This is a genomic window from Gordonia sp. Z-3 (assembly GCF_036233855.1).
Classification (GTDB): Bacteria; Actinomycetota; Actinomycetes; order Mycobacteriales; family Mycobacteriaceae; genus Gordonia; species Gordonia tangerina.
The window spans coordinates 1-17,005 of record NZ_JAZARS010000029.1; the positions used below are offsets into that span (position 1 = coordinate 1).

The 17,005-nt window shown below is 64.0% G+C and carries 19 protein-coding genes and 1 pseudogene; 16 read left to right on the top strand and 4 right to left on the bottom strand.

Features of this window, described 5'->3' with window-relative positions:
- Positions 1 to 15: 15 nt before the first annotated feature.
- From VX037_RS22635 to VX037_RS22680, 10 genes are all read left to right on the top strand, one after another.
- Positions 16 to 177, top strand: a complete 162-nt coding sequence (locus tag VX037_RS22635; protein WP_328716016.1) for a glutamine amidotransferase — start codon at positions 16 to 18, stop codon at positions 175 to 177.
- Positions 174 to 1,208, top strand: a complete 1,035-nt coding sequence (locus tag VX037_RS22640; protein WP_328715964.1) for a LacI family DNA-binding transcriptional regulator — start codon at positions 174 to 176, stop codon at positions 1,206 to 1,208. Before VX037_RS22635 ends, VX037_RS22640 begins: the two co-directional genes overlap by 4 nt.
- Complete coding sequence (locus VX037_RS22645; protein ID WP_328715965.1) at positions 1,205 to 2,167, top strand: PfkB family carbohydrate kinase; 963 nt, start codon at positions 1,205 to 1,207, stop codon at positions 2,165 to 2,167. The genes VX037_RS22640 and VX037_RS22645 overlap by 4 nt, the downstream gene beginning before the upstream one ends.
- Before the next feature lie 176 nt (positions 2,168 to 2,343).
- Complete coding sequence (locus VX037_RS22650; RefSeq protein ID WP_328715966.1) at positions 2,344 to 3,336, top strand: ribose-phosphate diphosphokinase; 993 nt, start codon at positions 2,344 to 2,346, stop codon at positions 3,334 to 3,336.
- 9 nt (positions 3,337 to 3,345) lie between these two features.
- Positions 3,346 to 3,876 carry a flavin reductase family protein gene (locus tag VX037_RS22655; RefSeq protein WP_328715968.1) on the top strand — a complete coding sequence of 177 codons (531 nt, stop codon included), beginning with the start codon at positions 3,346 to 3,348 and terminating at the stop codon, positions 3,874 to 3,876.
- A 45-nt stretch (positions 3,877 to 3,921) separates the two neighbouring features.
- On the top strand, positions 3,922 to 4,269 hold the full coding sequence (locus VX037_RS22660) for an NIPSNAP family protein (RefSeq protein ID WP_328715970.1): 348 nt from the start codon (positions 3,922 to 3,924) through the stop codon (positions 4,267 to 4,269).
- Between the two features lie 31 nt (positions 4,270 to 4,300).
- Positions 4,301 to 5,371 (top strand): phosphotriesterase family protein, encoded by a 1,071-nt coding sequence (locus VX037_RS22665; RefSeq protein ID WP_328715971.1) that lies wholly within the window; start codon positions 4,301 to 4,303, stop codon positions 5,369 to 5,371.
- Positions 5,372 to 5,503: 132 nt separating this feature from the next.
- A complete protein-coding gene (locus VX037_RS22670) occupies positions 5,504 to 6,532 on the top strand; it encodes a LacI family DNA-binding transcriptional regulator (protein ID WP_328715973.1) in 1,029 nt (342 codons plus the stop codon).
- Positions 6,533 to 7,052: 520 nt separating this feature from the next.
- Entirely contained in the window at positions 7,053 to 8,516 is a 1,464-nt protein-coding gene (locus VX037_RS22675; protein WP_328715975.1) for a nicotinate phosphoribosyltransferase, read from the top strand.
- Positions 8,513 to 9,334 (top strand): aldo/keto reductase, encoded by an 822-nt coding sequence (locus tag VX037_RS22680; RefSeq protein WP_328715977.1) that lies wholly within the window; start codon positions 8,513 to 8,515, stop codon positions 9,332 to 9,334. The genes VX037_RS22675 and VX037_RS22680 overlap by 4 nt, the downstream gene beginning before the upstream one ends.
- A 331-nt stretch (positions 9,335 to 9,665) precedes the next feature.
- Here VX037_RS22680 and VX037_RS22685 read toward each other — a convergent pair whose 3' ends face one another.
- Complete coding sequence (locus VX037_RS22685; protein ID WP_328715979.1) at positions 9,666 to 11,075, bottom strand: hypothetical protein; 1,410 nt, start codon at positions 11,073 to 11,075, stop codon at positions 9,666 to 9,668.
- A 160-nt stretch (positions 11,076 to 11,235) separates the two neighbouring features.
- Here VX037_RS22685 and VX037_RS22690 point away from each other — a divergent pair, with 160 nt between their 5' ends.
- From VX037_RS22690 to VX037_RS22700, 3 genes are read left to right on the top strand one after another with little or no spacing between them, the layout of a single operon-like run.
- Positions 11,236 to 12,270 (top strand): purine-cytosine permease family protein, encoded by a 1,035-nt coding sequence (locus VX037_RS22690; protein ID WP_328715981.1) that lies wholly within the window; start codon positions 11,236 to 11,238, stop codon positions 12,268 to 12,270.
- Positions 12,177 to 12,713, top strand: a complete 537-nt coding sequence (locus VX037_RS22695) for a cytosine permease (RefSeq protein WP_328715982.1) — start codon at positions 12,177 to 12,179, stop codon at positions 12,711 to 12,713. The genes VX037_RS22690 and VX037_RS22695 overlap by 94 nt, the downstream gene beginning before the upstream one ends.
- A gap of 12 nt (positions 12,714 to 12,725) precedes the next feature.
- The gene (locus VX037_RS22700; RefSeq protein ID WP_328715984.1) at positions 12,726 to 14,030 is read left to right on the top strand and encodes an NtaA/DmoA family FMN-dependent monooxygenase; all 1,305 of its coding nucleotides are present in this window, start codon (positions 12,726 to 12,728) and stop codon (positions 14,028 to 14,030) included.
- A gap of 114 nt (positions 14,031 to 14,144) precedes the next feature.
- On the opposite strand, the gene VX037_RS22705 is transcribed toward VX037_RS22700, so the two are convergent.
- Entirely contained in the window at positions 14,145 to 14,489 is a 345-nt protein-coding gene (locus VX037_RS22705; RefSeq protein WP_328715985.1) for a cupin domain-containing protein, read from the bottom strand.
- A 70-nt stretch (positions 14,490 to 14,559) separates the two neighbouring features.
- Positions 14,560 to 14,907 carry a hypothetical protein gene (locus tag VX037_RS22710; protein ID WP_328715986.1) on the bottom strand — a complete coding sequence of 116 codons (348 nt, stop codon included), beginning with the start codon at positions 14,905 to 14,907 and terminating at the stop codon, positions 14,560 to 14,562.
- A gap of 130 nt (positions 14,908 to 15,037) precedes the next feature.
- Between VX037_RS22710 and VX037_RS22715 the strand changes: the two genes are divergently transcribed.
- Both VX037_RS22715 and VX037_RS22720 read left to right on the top strand, forming a co-directional pair.
- The gene (locus tag VX037_RS22715) at positions 15,038 to 15,364 is read left to right on the top strand and encodes a helix-turn-helix domain-containing protein (protein ID WP_328715987.1); all 327 of its coding nucleotides are present in this window, start codon (positions 15,038 to 15,040) and stop codon (positions 15,362 to 15,364) included.
- The gene (locus VX037_RS22720; protein ID WP_328715990.1) at positions 15,270 to 16,178 is read left to right on the top strand and encodes an IS630 family transposase; all 909 of its coding nucleotides are present in this window, start codon (positions 15,270 to 15,272) and stop codon (positions 16,176 to 16,178) included. The genes VX037_RS22715 and VX037_RS22720 overlap by 95 nt, the downstream gene beginning before the upstream one ends.
- A gap of 12 nt (positions 16,179 to 16,190) precedes the next feature.
- Here VX037_RS22720 and VX037_RS22725 read toward each other — a convergent pair.
- Positions 16,191 to 16,592, bottom strand: a pseudogene (locus VX037_RS22725) (protein kinase domain-containing protein); the annotation flags it as partial.
- On the opposite strand from VX037_RS22725, the gene msrA reads away from it, so the two are divergent.
- Positions 16,541 to 16,990 (top strand): peptide-methionine (S)-S-oxide reductase MsrA, encoded by a 450-nt coding sequence (gene msrA / locus VX037_RS22730; protein ID WP_328715991.1) that lies wholly within the window; start codon positions 16,541 to 16,543, stop codon positions 16,988 to 16,990. The pseudogene VX037_RS22725 and the gene msrA overlap by 52 nt on opposite strands.
- Positions 16,991 to 17,005: the final 15 nt, after the last annotated feature.

Sequence of the window (17,005 nt, forward strand, 5' to 3'; positions counted from 1 at the left end):
GCCGGCAACGACCCGATGCTGGTGTGTGGTGAATACGGCCACGGCCGCACCACCGCCTTCACCTCCGACCTCGCCCCGCACTGGGCCCCACCGGAATTCCTGCACTGGCCCCACTACCCACACCTGTGGAACGCCATCCTCACCTGGACCGCCAACCCCGGAAAGGACCCATCGTGACCCGGTCCGACCATCCGCGTAGGCGTCCCACGATCAAGGACGTCGCAGAGCATGCAGGCGTCTCGGTGAGCACCGTCAGCTATGTACTGAACGACTCGGGGCCGGTCGCGGCAGATCGCCGCACCCGTGTCCTCGACGCGGTGCGGGTGCTGGACTACTCGCCGAACCAGGCTGCTCGTAACCTGAAGCGGCGCGGTGCATCACGAATCGGCATGGTCATCCCGGAGTTGACCAATCAGTTCTTTGCGATGGTCACCGAAGGGGTTCAGCGTGCTGCCGCAGAACGTGACTTCCTGGTGGTGCTCGTCATTCCGGGTGTCACGGACGAATCCGAGGAAGAGCAGGCCAAGTTGTTGCGAAGCCAGCGGATCGACGGTGTCGTCTATCTGTCCGGGACGGGGTCGATGCCGGCGTCCGGATACGAGCTGGCGCGATCGGGACCGGTCGTGCTGGTGGACGAACAGATTCCGGGCGTCGATCTGCCTGCGGTGGTGAGCGACTCCTACATCGGGGCTCGTGAGGTTGCCATGCACGTGCTCGACCGAGGGCACCGACGAGTTGCGGTCATCGGCGGGCCACCGTCGCTGTGGACAGCTCAGCAACGTCTTGCGGGGTACCGGGAGGCGTTCGCCCGCAACGGGATCGACCCCGACACCGTGCCTGTGTACAACGGCGACTATCAGCAGGAGACCGGTGAGAAGCTGGCCGCCCAGGCGCTGACCGCCGACCCGAGGCCCACCGCGTTGATGTGTGCGAATGACCTCATGGCGGTCGGCGCGATGGAGTACTGCCGGGTGGCGGGGCTACGCGTACCCGACGATGTCAGCATCGTCGGCTTCGACGATCTGCCGCTATCCGGGCTGCTCACGCCCAGGCTGACCACCGTCCGCCAACCGGCGCATGACATCGGAGTCCGTGCCGCGTCGGTCTTGTTCGACCTGATCGACACCGGCGCGGCCGAACCCATCAACATCATTCCGACAACTGTGCAGATCCGATCATCGGTGTCGGCACGAGGAGGTGCGAATTGACCCCGGGTGTGCTCGTCATCGGAGCCCTGAACGTTGATTTCGTCGTTGCAGCAGAACGGCTGCCGAGGCCCGGCGAGACCGTGGTGGGGTTGCGGGCCGATCGGTACGGCGGCGGGAAGGGAGCCAATGCGGCGGTGGCCGCAGCACGAGCGGGTGCCGCCGTCAGGTATTGCGGAGCCGTCGGCGCAGACGAGTCGGGCACCCTTGCGCTGGCGGACCTGCGAGCCGAGGGCGTCGACGTCGCCGATGTTCAGACGGTGGACGAGATGACCACCGGGACCGCGTTGATCGTGGTGGACCCGGATGGCGAGAACCAGATCGCGGTCGGCGCAGGGGCGAACGCTGTCATCGACCCGGTTGCGGTGCGGGCCGCGGTCGCGAGAGCGGCCTCCTGGGCAGGCTGCGTACTCGTCAGCACCGAGATCTCCCCGGCAGCGGTGGCCGCTGCAGTTGCGGCCGCTGCCGAATACGGGATCTCCTGCGTGCTCAACACGGCGCCGGCGACCCCTGGACTACTCCGTCTGTTCGGTTACGCCCCGGTGGTGACCCCCAACGCTTCCGAGTTGTGCGATCTGCACTCACTCGTCGACGGGCGTCCACACGCGACAGTGGAGCAGAAGGCGGCCAGGGTGGCCGAGCACACGAACGCCCCGGTGATCGTCACGCTGGGCGGAGACGGAGCGCTGGTCGTCGAACCCGGTGGTGAGACGACAGCATTGCGGGCATTGGCTGTCGGCGAGGTCAAGGACACCACTGGGGCCGGGGACACGTTCAATGGGGTTCTGGCACATGCGTTGGCTGCGGGGCTTCCGTTGCTGTCTGCCATCACGCAGGGTGTCGCTGCTGCCTCGTTGTCGGTCCGACATGTCGGCGCGCGGGCTGGGATGCCGACCGGGGACGAGATCGCCATAGCGCTCGAGTCGGCGGAGATGCTCGAGACGGATACGGTGCCGCGATAGTCGGTCGTCTCCTCCGCTGGGTGCCTGCGGAGCTGTCCCGAGGCCGAGCGCGATGCCGCCCGGAGATCAAGTCGAACAATGTCGTTCGAACAACAACCACTATTGATAGGCGTGTTCATGTTGGCCATCCAAGGCAAGCCGGGTCGGCTGTGTCCCGAACAAGATGCGGTGAGTGCATGAGTGCCGCACTTCGACTCGGGTACGAGAAGCAGTTGATGTTGTTCTCCGGTCGAGCCAACCCGTCACTTTCGCGGGAGATCGCCGCGCAACTCGGTGTCGATCTCGGCCCGATCACACTCAAGACCTTCTCCAACGGAGAGGTGTATTGCCGCTTCGATGAATCAATCAGAGGCGCAGATGTTTTCATCATTCAACCGATCTGCGGAAACCCGGAGACCGGAGTAAACGCGAACGACGCCCTCCTCGAACTGCTCGTGATGGTCGACGCGGCGGTCGGGGCCAGTGCGCACCGGGTCGTGGCGGTCGCGCCCTGGTACGGGTACTCGCGGCAGGACAAGAAATCATCTCCGCGAGAACCGATCTCGGCTCGAATGGTGGCCCGGACACTCGAGGCAGTCGGTGTCGACCGACTGTTGACGATGGATCTGCACGCCGGCCAGTTGCAAGGGTTCTTCGGTATCCCGGTCGACCACATGACCGCATTGATGATGCTGGCCGACCATTTCGCCGGGCTCGACGACGATCTCGTCGTCGTAGCCCCGGACGCCGGCAGGGTGAAGCTGAACAAGCAGTTCGCCACCCGGATGGGGGCTGGACTGGCCATTCTGGACAAGGAGCGACCCCAACAGCAGGCTGCCGAGATCACCACTGTCATCGGTGACGTACGAGACAAGACGGCGATCATCGTCGACGACATCATCGACACCGCCGGCACCCTGCGGGCGGCAGGCCAGGCCGTGCAGGAGGCCGGTGCCCGCCGACTCTTTGCCGCGGCAACACATCCAGTCCTCAGTGGGCGAGCCCATGAGAACCTGACCGCATCCCCGTTCGAGCGGATCGTGGTCACCGACACGATTCCACTCCGACCGGGCGCACCGTCGATGATCGACGTCGTCTCGTGCGCACCCCTGTTGGCCGACACAATCCGCCGGATCTTCACCGACGACTCGGTCAGTGAGGTGTTCGGCGGCAAGAACCACCTCTTCTAGGAGTCAGATGTGAACGAAGTGATGACCGAACTCCGTGACGAAGCGGGTGCGATCGATGTTGCCGGACTGCGAAACGCATTCGGCCGCTTTCCCAGTGGGGTGACCGCACTCAGCGCGTACGGCCCCGAGGACGAACCGGTGGGAATGGCCGTGAGCGCCTTCACCAGTGTCTCGATCGATCCGCCTCTCGTGGGCGTGTGTGTGCAACGGTCGTCGACCACGTGGCCGCGCCTCAGGGCCCTTCCACGCATCGGATTGTCGGTGCTGGGCGCGTCCCAGGGCGAAGCATGTCGCCGTCTGGCGACTCGCGGAACCGATCGATTCGTCGATCTCACCTGGCACACCACCGACGAGCGTGCGATCTTGTTGCACGGTGCCGCTGCGTGGCTGGACTGCTCGGTCGAGGCGGAGGTTCCGGCGGGAGATCACGAATTCGTCCTGCTCCGGATCCACCGGCAGCAGATCCATCCCGGCAACCCACCACTCGTCTTCTTCGCCAGCGCCTTCCACGAACTAGGGGCCCTGGACCACGCCTCGTGAACCTCGCACGCCACCGTCAGACCATCCGAACACCAAGGAGTGATCATGCTGTACGAAGTACGTGAATACGTAGCGGTCCCGGGCAGATTGCCCGCGATCATCGACCTCTTCAATCAACACACGATTCGGCTGTTCGCCAAACATGACATGGACCTCATCCAGGTCGGACGTACTTGGATCGGAGAGAACTCATACAACGAACTCGTCTACACATTGCGATTCTCTGATGTCGCCGAGCTGGAGAAGAAGTGGGAAATGTTTCTGCAGGATCCAGAGTGGGTCGCCGAGCTGACCGCACGGGAGGCAGAGGGGCCGATGGTCGCGTCGATGCGACGCAGGCTGGTCGACCCGGGCCCGTTCGCGGACGCGGAAGGACTTCCGGCGGGGAAATAGCCAACGGCCGAAAATACCTGGAGGAGTACACATGACTGCATCAGCTGACCCTGCCCCCGTCCTCGTCAACACGGTCCGAGGTCCGGTGGCAGCCGAACAGCTCGGCATGACGCTCACCCACGAGCACCTGATCAGTGATTGGTCGCGGCGGGCAGTCGAGCCCGAGGGCGAGGCGGAGCGAGAGCTCTTCTGGAGCCCGGTGAACCCGTCCATCAACTGGCTGCTCACCGACAACCCCGGCTGCTGCTTCGACAACGTCCGCCAAGACGATCCGGTCGCGATGGCCGAGGAGTTGGGACACTTCACGGCCGTGGGCGGTCGGACCGTCATCGACTGCACCAACGACGAGATGGGCCGTGACCCACGAGCCCTGCTGCAGATCTCCGTGAGTGCCGGGATCAACGTGGTGATGGGTTCGGGTTGGTACGTCCACGCCTTCCACGCCGAGTCGACCCTGGACGCGGACGCCGACCAGCTCTGCGAGTCGTTGATGACGGAGTTCGCCGATGGCGTCGCCGACACCGGCATCAAGCCCGGCATCATCGGCGAGATCGGGGTCTCGCCGCAGTTCACCGAGGCAGAGAAGACCAGAGTGCGAGCGGCGGCGCGCGCGCAGGTGCAGCTCGGGGTGCCGATGCTGATCCACCTACCCGGTTGGCAACGTCGTGCTTTCGAAGTTCTGGACATCGTCCTGGAGGACGAGGGGGTGGCACCCGACGCGGTGGTGCTGTGCCACATGGACCCGTCGGGCGAGGACGCCGACTATCAGCAGGCGGTTGCCGATCGGGGCGTGTGGCTCGAGTTCGACATGATCGGCATGCCCTTCTTCTACGACGGCGAAGGTCAGTCACCTGCGCCAGAACAGACGGCGAGGGCCGTGGCCCGGCTCGTGCGCGACGGCCATGCCTCACGCATCCTGCTCAGCCATGACATGGCGGCCAAGAGCATGTGGACCCGCAACGGAGGGAACGGCATAGGGTACGTTCCCCGGCTCTTCCTGCCACGGCTGGAACGACACGGGGTGCCGGACCAGGTGGCCACCGAACTGATGACGATCAATCCCGGTCGGCTGTTCGAAGCCGCCCGCAAGGCACTTCGATGAGTCGGCGGGCGCCGACGGCATGCGGGTACCCGCCGAAGAGTCGGACACCGGAAAGTTGGACACCGAAAAGTCGGACACCGGACGGCGGTGAACGTTTCTAGTTGGTGCGGGGGGGAGTAGATTGTCAGAATTGTGACTACCGGCAAACGGCCCACCATGAAGGATGTGGCGCGCCACGCAGGCGTCTCGTTGAGCACGGTCAGCTACGTCCTCAACGACAGCGGGCCGGTCGCCCCCGATCGGCGGACCCGAGTCCTCGACGCCGTTCGGGTGTTGAACTACGCACCAAACGAGGCCGCCCGCGGACTCAAGAACCGCTCGGCACCGACCATCGGGCTGGTGATCCCAGAACTCTCCAATCAGTTCTTCGCCCTGCTCGTCGAGGGAGTCGAGCAGGTTGTCTCGAACCACGGCGGCCTGGTGACGATCTGTGCTCCGGACACCGTCAGCGTGGGTGAATCGGTCAACGGCCGGCTGTTGCGCAGCCAGCGACTGAACGGGATCGTCTACTTGTCGGGTGCTCAGTCCAAGTCGGGCGCGCTCCTGGAATTGATGCGGCAGGGCCCGGTGGTTCTGGTCGACGATGTCGTGCCGGGTTTCGACGGGCTGCCGGCGGTGGTCTCCGACAATCGGCGGGGTGCACGCGAGATTGCCGTGCACGTGATCGAAGCCGGACACCGCGACATTGCGGTGATCGCCGGTCCCGAGGCGCAGTGGTCTACGCAGCAACGCCTGTCGGGTTACCGGGAGGCCATGGCCGCAGCGGGAATCGATCCAGATCAGGCGAGAGTTCTCTGGGGGGATTATCACCAGCAATCCGGCTGGGACCACGCCCGGCGTGCGCTCGAGGGGCCACGCGATCACCGACCGACTGCGCTGCTGTGCGCCAACGACCTCATGGCGGTGGGCGCGCTGGAGTACTGCCGGTCCGCGGGTATCTCGGTGCCCGCCGAGGTCAGCGTCGTCGGCTTCGACGACATACCGTTCGTGTCCTTGCTGACGCCGCGGCTGACCACGGTGCGTCAGCCCGCGCGCGAGATGGGGCAACAAGCGGCCGAGCATCTTTTCGAGATGATCGCCGGTGGGCGGATCGATCCGCCGCCGCCCTTGCCCACGGATGTCCGGATTCGTGAATCGGTGGCACCACCACCTTCTCGGTAGCGGCCCGGGTCTGGTTTCGGTGGTGACCAGAAAGCTGTGTAATCGTTTCTATCAGGTGCTCGGCCCGTGTGTGACGGTACGGCCATGAGTGCCGCGCCGCTCGCCGGATGATGGCGGGCGTTGTCCAATAACACCTGGTGATAGCGATAAACACCCAACGTGTCGGTGCGCCCGATCGCGCGATTGCCGCCCAGTCGGGTGAGAAGTAACCAACTAGAAACGTTCCTCCGATTGCACGTACTGCAGCCCGCTCATAGAGTCGTTTCTGGCGGCAATGTCGCTGCCGGTTTCACGGATGGGCCAACGAGGCGTCCTGACAAACGACCCGCTCTCGGCCCCCATCGCGTCCGGTCGGTCGCGAGAGCTTGTCCGCTCGATGCCGGCCGCCACTGCGGCTCGCGGTGGTGAGCGGAACTCGCGCCCGCCGTAGCTGATCGGCGATCAACCGCAGTTCCGAAGCAATCTGGCCGATGTGACGATCTGTCGCGCTCGGTGCATTTCAGTACGAGAAGGAAGCGTCATGGCATCACGACACTACTCGGGCAACATCATCACGAACGTCGACAGCTACAAGAACGCGCACAGTTGGATGTATCCCGAGGGGACACAGTATGTTTCCAGCTACATCGAGTCTCGCGGGGGGATCTATCCGGCAGTACTCTTTGCGGGGCTGCAGCCGTTCCTACGTGAGTACCTGATGCACCCGATCACCATCGAGGACATCCACGAGGCCCACGACATCCATACCTCGATGGGAATCCCGTTCGTCAAACAGAATTGGATCGATCTCATCAACGAGCACGACGGATATCTGCCGGTGGAGATCGAGGCGGTTCCCGAGGGCACCGTGCTGCCGACGCGAAATGTGCTGCTGCAGGTGGTGAACACCGATCCCAAGTATCCGTGGGTGACGGGATTCATCGAGACGGCTCTGCTGCGCTCGGTGTGGTATGCCTCGACGGTCGGCACCACGAGTTGGATGGTGAAACAGGGCATCAGGGAGTATCTGGAGAAGACCTCGGATCAGCCCGAACTGCTGCGGATGTACCTGCATGACTATGGGGCGCGGGGTGTCAGCTCCTTCGAGTCCGCGGCCCTCGGCGGAGTCGCACACCTCATCAGCTTCGACCAGACCGACAACGTCTCGGGCTACATCGGATCGAAGAGGTGGTACAACGGCGCCGCGCCGAACGGCGCCGCGGTGTTCCAAGAGCACTCCATCGTCGGTGCCAACGGCCGTGAGAACGAGGCCGATTCGTTCCGGGAGCTGCTCGCCAATGCCGGCGGCGGTGTCGTCGGGTTGCTCTGTGACACCTTCGATCACGAGAATGCGGTGCGCAACATCATCGGCAAGGAGCTGAAGTCTGAGATCAGTCGGTTCAACGGTCTGGTGATCGCCCGGTGTGATTCGGGCGATCCGGTGATGGTCCCGGTCGACACGGTGGAATGGCTCATGGAGAGCTACGGTTTCGAGACGAACAGCAAGGGCTACCGGGTCCTGCCACCCTTCCTCCGCGTCATCCAGGGTGACGGCCTGACCGTCGAGACCTATCTGGCGCTCTATGCCGAGTTGGAGCGTCGTGGCCTCGCCACCGACAACATCCTCTGCGGTATGGGTGGTGGGCTACTGCAGAAAATCAACCGTGATTCGATGAACTTCGGCATGAAGACCAATGCGGTATGCATCAACGACACCTGGCGAGACGTCTACAAGGCGCCCACCGGTAACGGGATGAAGCGGTCCAAGGCGGGCCGGCTTGCACTGACCACAGTCGACGGTGAGTTCTGCACCGTCAGGCGTGAAGACGTCGCTCCCGAGGAGAATCTGCTGGTGCCGGTGTTCCGCAACGGGAAGATCCTCCGCGAGTGGAACATGAGCGACATGATCGAACGCAGTGAGCGTCCGACACCACGCTCGTACTACGCCGACGTGGTCGGCGACACCGAATCTGCAGCACCCCCTGGCAAGCTGAGGCGAACATGACCGTTTCGATCAGCGCACAGATCGAGGTACCGCCCATCGGGCAGGGAACGTGGCGTATGGGCGACGACCCGGCCCGGGCCGACGACGAGGTCGCGGCCATCCGGTACGGCATCGATCTCGGGATGACCTTGATCGACACCGCAGAACTGTACGCGGACGGTGTCGCGGAGGAGATCGTCGGCAGAGCGATCGAGGGACGGCGCGACGACGTGTGCATCGTCAGCAAGGTCCTCCCGGAGAATGCCTCCGAGCACGGCACTGTCGACGCATGTCATCGGAGCTTGAAGCGGCTCGGGGTCGACCATATCGATGTCTACCTCCTCCATTGGCGCCGGGAGATTCCGCTTGTGGAGTCGGTGGCCGGCTTCGAGCGTCTTGTGAAGGATGGTGCGATACGGGCCTGGGGTGTCAGCAACCTCGACGTCGGCGATCTGGAAGACCTGCCGTCGGGTGTGGTGCCCTCGGCGAATCAGGTGTTGTACAACCTGGTTCGCCGTGGTCCCGAGGCCAACCTCATCCCGTGGTGTCGTGAGCGCGGCACGACTCTCATGGCGTACTCACCCGTGGAGAAGGCCAAACTGCTCGACCGGCGGGTATTGCGTGAGGTCGCATCGGCCCGTGGCGTGACGCCTGCGCAGATCGCCTTGGCGTGGGTGATACGCGACAGAGACGTCATCGCCATTCCCAAGGCGGTGGATCACGGACATCTGCGCGACAACGCCGCCGCGATGGAGATCTGTTTGACTCCGGAGGAATTGGAGATCCTCGACGGTGCGTTCCCTGCGCCGGGAGTTGTTCCGCTCGAGACGCTTTCGTAGCGTCGGGTAAAAGTCTCGGTATGGGCGGCCTACGGTAGAAACGATTCTAGCCGTCGGTGACGGAGTCTCAGCGCGTCCAGGCGAGCTGGTTCTCCGTCACCGGACGGAATCATTCTGTCCTGCCTCTTGTTGTCATGGATGTGCATGCAAATCCGGATGTACGCACGCCGAACCACGACCGCACGATCGTGCCGTGGTCATTCCGGAGTACCGGACCCCGACGAGCAACAGTGCTTCAGCCGAGGTACACGTGGGACTCGCCATCACCGACTGCTGCGGTGACCCGAGGACCCGTACTGGATGTCAAAGGATCTGATCCGGACGGGAGAAATCAATGAGCGGCGGGCAGCTCTCGCTCACGGGGCCGGTCGCCCGGGCCACCGTGATCTGCGGCCTCGACGACCGTCACGTCCGAGGTCGTGGATTGATGCCCGGCAGTCCACTGCCGGTCCTGTCCAAGCACTTCGGCATCCTCGTCGATCCGGAGACCGCCGAAGCGCTTGAGTACCAGCGCGAGGACGAGGCCTGTGCCGAACGAGAGGACAAGCGCAATCGCCACGCCGACGACCTGCATCCATGGCGTCACCTGCGCCCCCTGGAACTCATACTCTCCGGTCAGTCCGGGGTAACCGCCTTGTGCGGTATGCCATCCGACAAATCCGGTAACGATCATTCCGACGACGCCCGGCAATACTGCCAGCGGCGCCTTCGCGTCGTCGATGCGCAACCGCTCGAGCACCTTGTGACCGACCAGCATGAGTGGCGGCCCGAACAATGCGGCGATGAAGGTCACCACCGGGGTGGCGATGTCGATCATCGCGCCGACCATGACGTATCCGGCGAGCGGCCCTAGTAGGGCCCATGAATACTCGCGCCTGCGGTAGGCGATGACCAGGCCCGCCAGACCACCACCGACGAAGCCGACCATGAGGTTCGCCGCCATCATGCCGATCCCGCTGGAGGCGAAGGTGATTCCGTAGAAGCCTTGCTCGGGCAGGAAGTAGCCGTTGCCCACCATCACGAACGGAATCGCGACCATGAGCAGGAGGACCCCGATCAACGACAACGCCGGATTGCTGCTGTACGGCGATGCTCCACTGGTATGTGCCTCGAAGCGTCCGAAGCGAGGACGAACAACCAGATTGACGGCAAGGCTGAAGGCTCCGATACAGATGTACACGGGCGCGATCGCCGCGAAGTCGTGAAAGCCGTTGTTCGTCAGGGGACTCATGGAACCCCACAGCAGATATCCCAGGAAGGGCGACAGCAGACCACCGGAGAAGAACGCCAGTGCGAACAACGGTAGCGGCCGGACCCGTTCGGTCAGCGCACCATGCAGCAGGGCACCGGCAAGCATGCCGAACGAGATGAAGAAGACGTAGAAAATCTGCAGCACATCCGCCTCGGGCACCACAGCCGGATCGAGATCCGTCGCAGGCGTCCGCAGCAGTGGCCCGCCGAACCACCAGTCTTTGATGGCCGTACCCAGCGGATTGGGCACGCCGAACGCCTGGTTGAACTGCCACTGCCAGATCGGGTATCCGATCCACATCATCCCGAATCCGCCGGCGACGATCGCAACGGCCTTCTGGACCGCGCAATCGATGAGATTGGACCGCCGCACCGACCCGAGATCCATCAGTGCCAACGCGGCAACCGCCAGCAACGCCATGAACGCGGCCAGGTAGTACCACACGTCGATCACCATGAATTCGGTGGAGAACTGACCTTCTCCGAACATCGAAACCTCCACTGAGATAGGACAATCGCTGATCCCGATCGGCTGCTGCCGATCGGGCTGCGAGACGCCTTTGACTCGCGGGGTGAGATGGGTAGTCGCCAGTGACCATTCATGCCAATGATCGAGATCGGCGGCGGGCGACGACAAACGAGGTGACGCCATGAGTGCCCTCGAAGTGGAAGAGCGAACCGTTGAGCCGATCCCCGTAGACAGCCGGCACGGTCGGCCGCGAGACCTTTTCGGAATCTGGTTCGGGTTCAACATGGCTCCGCTCACTCTCGTCACGGGTGCGCTCGGCGTGGCACTCGGATTACCGGCCATCTGGACGGTGACCGCATTGATCGTGGGCAATATGCTCGGTGGTCTCACCATGGCCTTTCATGCCGCACAGGGTCCGACTCTCGGTGTGCCGCAGATGCTTCAAGCCCGGGGACAGTTCGGTCTCCACGGCGCGACCATCCTCGCCGCGATCCAGGCGTTCGTCTGCGTCGGATACATGATCTCGGCGCTCATCACCTCCGGGCAGTCGCTCGGGCAGCTGTTTCCGTCGATCAATACAGGTCTGGGCATCACCGCGATCGGGGTCATCAGCTTCGGGATCACCTTCTTCGGGTTCCGGATGATCGCGGCCACTGCGCAGTTCACGGCCTATATCACCGCCGTCATCGCCATCGCGCTCCTCGTCTTCTTGGTCGCCACCGGCCGTGTGGACGGGGCAACGGTCACCAGTGGCGAGTTCAGTGCCGCGACGTTCTTCCTGGTGCTCGGCGCTGCCGCTTCATGGCAGGTCGCGTACGGACCGGTGGTGTCGGACTATTCGCGCTACCTGCCACCGGTAACGGGCCCACGGTCGGCGTTCTGGTTCACCTACCTCGGGTCGGTGGTGGGCTGCTCGCTGATGATGTGCCTGGGTGCGCTGGCCGCATCCACGGTGACGAGCGGCGACGCGCTGGCGGGTATCGGTGCGATCGGAGCACTCGGCACCGCAATTCTCGCCCTGTTCGTCGTCTCCGGCACCGTCGTGAACACGGTCAACATCTACAGCGGACAATGTGCACGGTCACGGTTCTCAACGCGTTCCGACCGGGCAGGTACATCGGTATGGTCGGGCGGACGGTCGTCCTCAGCGTGCTGTCGATCGTGTGTCTGGTCGTGGCGGTGGCGGCGTCGGCGGACTTCGCCACCCACTTCCTGACCTTCGTCTACCTCTGCCTGTATGTGCTGGTGCCGTGGTCGGCGATCAACCTGGCCGACTTCTACGTGGTCTGTCATGGCAAGTTCGATGTCGCGGAGTTCTTCAAGCCGCACGCCGGTGTCTATGGAAACTGGAACAACAAGTCCGGGTTGGCATTTCTGATCGGACTCGTGGTTCAGGTGCCGTTCGTCACCAATGAGTTCTACACCGGCCCGTTGGTGACGACACTCGGCGGCGCAGACTTCGCCTGGCTCGTCGGGTTCGTCGTCTCCTTCTCGGTCTACCTCCTGATCGCGCGATCCGGCACGCGTCCGATCCAGGCGTCGGCCACCAGCGACATTCCGGTCGCGGTGCCTGCCGACGAGGTCGTGGAGGAGATACCGACGACGGCTCGTCACACGTCAGAAACCGAGATCGTCACCGAGACATCCACCCAGCGATAGGAGAACACGCCAATGAGCGACCACATGCACCTCGTCGGATTCCTCGGTACCGGACCGACCGTGTCTCATCACGGTACGTGGCGATATCCGACCACGGAGAACGATTATCTGGACGCGGAGTTCCTGTGCCGGACCGCACAGACCCTGGAGCGCGCCAAGTTCGACGCCGTGTTCTACGCGGACAGCATCACGTTCTTCGAGGGCCAGGCGGAGACCGGAGGCACGTTGTACATGCTCGACCCGGTAGTCGTCGCCGCGATGGTTGCCAAGGCGACCTCAAAGATCGGCATCGGACTGACGGTGTCGACGGGCTTCTTCGAGCCGTATCCCATCGCACGCAGTCTGGCGACCCTCGATCTCCTCAGCGGCGGGAGGATCGCGTGGAACATCGTCACCGGCGGTTCCGATGCGGAAGCCAGGAAGATAGGACAGGATGGATTGCCCGGCCGATCCGAGCGGTACGAACGCGCCACCGAGATCGTCGAAGCGTGCCTCAAACTGTGGAACAGCTTTCCCATGGACGCCGTCGTCGCCGACCGCCAGAGTGGCGAGTTCATCGACACGTCAAGACTCGAGACCTTCACGTACCAGGGTGAACATGTGCGTACCGAGGGGTACCTGAGTGTGCCGGAGAGCCCGCAGCAGCGGCCTGTCCTGATGCAGGCCGGCTCCTCCCCACAAGGCCGTGATGTGGCAGCGCGATTCGCCGAGGTGGTTTTCATGATCCAGCGGACGGCGGGTGAGATCCGCTCGTTCGTCGACGACATGGACACACGGCTCGACCGTTTCGGCCGATCGCGCAAGGAGTGCGCCATCCTGCCGATGGTCCACGTCGTGGTCGGTGAGACGACACGCATCGCGCAGGAGAAGTGGGATCTGCTGAACTCTCTGGTGAACCAGGATGCGGCGGTGGCCTGGACGTCGCAGGCTGCCGGTGTCGATCTGTCCGGAATCTCGGCGGACACCCCCTTGCAGGACATCGACCTCGCCGCTCACGCGGGCGGGGGCGGATCCACGGGCTACTTCAATCTGTTGCTACAGCAGGCCGACGGTCGCGAGGACATGACTCTCGGCGAAGCGGCCGTGTTGATGACGAACTCTCCGGCACCCGCGTTGGTCGGGGACCCGGACGAGGTGGCCGACCAGATGGAAGAACTGTTCGCCGCCGGTGGCTCAGACGGATTCATGGTGAGCGCACCGATCATGCCGGGCGGCTTCGAAGACTTCGCCCGGATGGTGGTTCCGCGACTTCAGGCCAGAGGTCTTGTCCAGCAGGACTATCCGGGGTCCACGCTTCGGGAGACATTGTTCGAGTGATCGTGCCGGCGGGCCGATGAGATGAGGAGCGGCACCTGCCGACGGGCAGGTGCCGCTCTCTCTGTGTTACCCGGCATCTCCGGGCGTGCGCTTCCCGGCTGTGCGAGTGCCGGATCAGCTCGCTGCGGGGACGTAGAACGACACCTTGCGCAGCTTCTCGAGTGTCTTCCACGAATTCCGTTGCCCTGCATTGAGTCGGACGATGTCGCCAGGTCCGGCGGTGATCGTCTCACCGGTGTCCTCGAACGTGATCTCGGCGCGGCCTTCGAGGATGACGAAGATCTCGTCTGTCGTCTCGCCCCCGATGTGACCGACGTCGGCGCTCCACACGCCCACGCTCGCGCCCGCGAACTCGGTGACGAAGCCGGCGCCGGTGTCGACTGGTGTGTCGTCGACGACAGACCGAAAATCCTCGGGCTCGAGGGGAATGGAAAATGCGTTTGCAAGAAGTTGAGTCATAGAATCGATTCTACCGCCCCCGGTAAGGGCTCGCATCACGGTCGACCGCCGTTTGGCTTGGTGGTCCTGTTCATAAGTTCGTCGGGGGTTGCCAGGCGGTGGGGTCGTTGAGGTAGAGGCCGCAGGCGCAGTCGAGGGTTTCTTCGGGGCTGCCGAAGGGGTAGCCGGTGGGGAGGACGGAGTCTTGGTACTTGCCGGTGCTGGCCAGGTAGATGGCGAATCCCCAGCGGCTGGCGGAGCCGTTGTAGCGCAGTCGCATCAATTGGATGGTGCTGCCATCACCAAGTTCACCGTCGACGTAGGCGAACTGGCCGCGGAAGCGGGTGGACACGTGGGCCAGTGCCGGCCATCGGACTCTGGCGCGGTCGGTCAGTTTCCACTGCAGCGAGGATTTGGTCGAGTCCGGTGGTGTGGCCATGTCGGTGATCGTGCCTGACGGCTGGAGGTCGCTCGGCGTGTTCGTGTCGGCGTGTCGACCCTGATTCCCGGCGTGACCCATGTGGTCTATGGGGCATGGGTGATTCATGGTGTGCGTTGTGGAGCCGGGCATGGTGATGACCAGCCGCGATCAGGTGGTTCTCACCGCCGAGGACCGAGCGGTTCTCGAAGCGCGCGTGCGAGCTGGGACGACCCCGCAGCGGGAGGTGTTGCGGGCGTTGATCGTGCTGCTGGCCGCCGATGGTCAGCCCACCGCGGCAATCGCCGCGGAAGTAGGAATCTGCACCGACACCGCCCGCAAGTGGCGAGCCCGGTTCTGCCTGCGCGGACTGGCCGGGTTTGGTGGATGCCCCACGTGCTGGGCGGCCACCGATCTACACCCCGGCCCACAAGGCGCGGGTGACGGCATGGGCGTGTCAGCTGCCCGCCGAGCATGATGTTCCGTTGTCGCGGTGGAGCAGCACGGAATTGGCGAATCAACTCAAGGCCGACGGGATCGGGGCCTCGGTATCGTCGGTGCGGCGATGGCTGGCCGATGACGCGATCAAACCCTGGCAACACCAGTCCTGGATCTTCATGCGTGACCCCGACTTCGAGGTCAAAGCCGCCCGCGTACTCGACTTGTACGACCGCCGCTACCGCGGCGCGCCCTTGGGGTTGAACGACTATGTGATCAGCGCCGATGAGAAACCCTCGATCCAGGCTCGGCGCCGCTGTCACGACACCCTCCCGGCCGCCGCAGGACGGGGACTGCGAGTCAACCACGACTACCAGCGAGGTGGGGCACTGACATATTTGGCCGCCTACGACGTGCACCACGCGAGAGTGTTCGGCCGGTGCGCCCAGTCCACCGGTATCGAGGCGTTCACCGAACTGGTCGATCAGGTCATGACTCAAGAACCGTATGCCTCAGCTGATCGGGTGTTCTGGATCGTTGACAACGGTTCCTCGCACCGCGGGCGAGCCGCGATCGACCGGCTCGCCGCACGCTATGCCAACGCCATCATGGTCCACACCCCGGTGCATGCGTCCTGGCTCAACCAGGTAGAGATCTTCTTCTCCACAATCCAACGAAAAGTTCTCACCCCCAACAACTTCGAGAACCTAAAAGCACTCGAACAGCGTTTACTCGGATTCGAGGAACGCTACAACGCCACCGCCGAACCCTTCGCCTGGCGCTACACCACCACCGACCTACACCGCCACCTCGCCCGACTCGATGAACACGAACGAACACGAGAAGCCGCATGACCCCCGACGAACTTACGAACAGGACCACTTAGTCCGACGCGTCCACCACCGACGACGCTGAGGCGTCGGAACCGGCACGTCGAGAAGCGCGCGCCGGACGATGTCGGTGAACTCTCCGCACGTCGGGTAGCGGTCGGCGGGGTTCCTGGCGAGAGCCTTGGCGAACACCGAGTTCAACGCCGACGGTAGCCACGGCTGGGTCTTGGTGAGACGTGGGATCGGGTCGTGCAGGTGAGCGTAGGTGATGGCGAACGCAGTAGCCCGTGGGAACGGGGGTTCGCCGGTGAGCAGCTCGAACAAGCTGGCCGCCAACGCATATTGATCGGTGGCCGGTGAGATCCTGCTGGCGGTGAGCAATTCGGGTGCGGCGTAGGCGATCGATCCCTGCACGCGGCCGTTACGGGCCAGCGGCCGAGCACGCCACCTACCGCAACCATCCCGGGCACGCCGAAGCCGTTGAGATCGTCTTCGACCCGACGCAGACGTCGTACCGGGACATCCTGGCGTTCTTCTTCCAGATCCACGACCCGACCACCCGCGATCGTCAGGGCAACGACGTCGGATCGAGCTACCGGTCGGCGATCTTCCCGCTCACGCCGGAGCAGGAGCAGGTCGCCCGGGACACGATCGCCGACGTCGACGCATCGGGGCTCTGGCCCGGTGAGGCGGTTACGACGATCGAGGCGGCTGCCCCGTTCTGGGAGGCCGAACCGGAGCACCAGGACTACCTGCTGCGGTATCCGAACGGATACACCTGCCACTTTCCGCGCGCGGGTTGGGTGCTGCCGAAGCGTCAGGAGACGGACGCCTGATGTCGTCGATGCCCA

Bases quoted from the DNA above. Each gene is read 5' to 3' on its own strand.
- VX037_RS22690 (WP_328715981.1), top strand. From the start codon at position 11,236: ATGAGTGCCCTCGAAGTGGAAGAGCGAACCGTTGAGCCGATCCCCGTA.
- VX037_RS22710 (WP_328715986.1), bottom strand. From the start codon at position 14,907: ATGGCCACACCACCGGACTCGACCAAATCCTCGCTGCAGTGGAAACTG.
- VX037_RS22715 (WP_328715987.1), top strand. From the start codon at position 15,038: ATGGTGATGACCAGCCGCGATCAGGTGGTTCTCACCGCCGAGGACCGA.
- VX037_RS22675 (WP_328715975.1), top strand. From the start codon at position 7,053: ATGGCATCACGACACTACTCGGGCAACATCATCACGAACGTCGACAGC.
- VX037_RS22650 (WP_328715966.1), top strand. From the start codon at position 2,344: ATGAGTGCCGCACTTCGACTCGGGTACGAGAAGCAGTTGATGTTGTTC.
- VX037_RS22685 (WP_328715979.1), bottom strand. From the start codon at position 11,075: ATGTTCGGAGAAGGTCAGTTCTCCACCGAATTCATGGTGATCGACGTG.
- VX037_RS22660 (WP_328715970.1), top strand. From the start codon at position 3,922: ATGCTGTACGAAGTACGTGAATACGTAGCGGTCCCGGGCAGATTGCCC.
- VX037_RS22665 (WP_328715971.1), top strand. From the start codon at position 4,301: ATGACTGCATCAGCTGACCCTGCCCCCGTCCTCGTCAACACGGTCCGA.
- VX037_RS22695 (WP_328715982.1), top strand. From the start codon at position 12,177: ATGGTCGGGCGGACGGTCGTCCTCAGCGTGCTGTCGATCGTGTGTCTG.
- VX037_RS22700 (WP_328715984.1), top strand. From the start codon at position 12,726: ATGAGCGACCACATGCACCTCGTCGGATTCCTCGGTACCGGACCGACC.
- VX037_RS22680 (WP_328715977.1), top strand. From the start codon at position 8,513: ATGACCGTTTCGATCAGCGCACAGATCGAGGTACCGCCCATCGGGCAG.
- VX037_RS22635 (WP_328716016.1), top strand. From the start codon at position 16: ATGCTGGTGTGTGGTGAATACGGCCACGGCCGCACCACCGCCTTCACC.
- VX037_RS22705 (WP_328715985.1), bottom strand. From the start codon at position 14,489: ATGACTCAACTTCTTGCAAACGCATTTTCCATTCCCCTCGAGCCCGAG.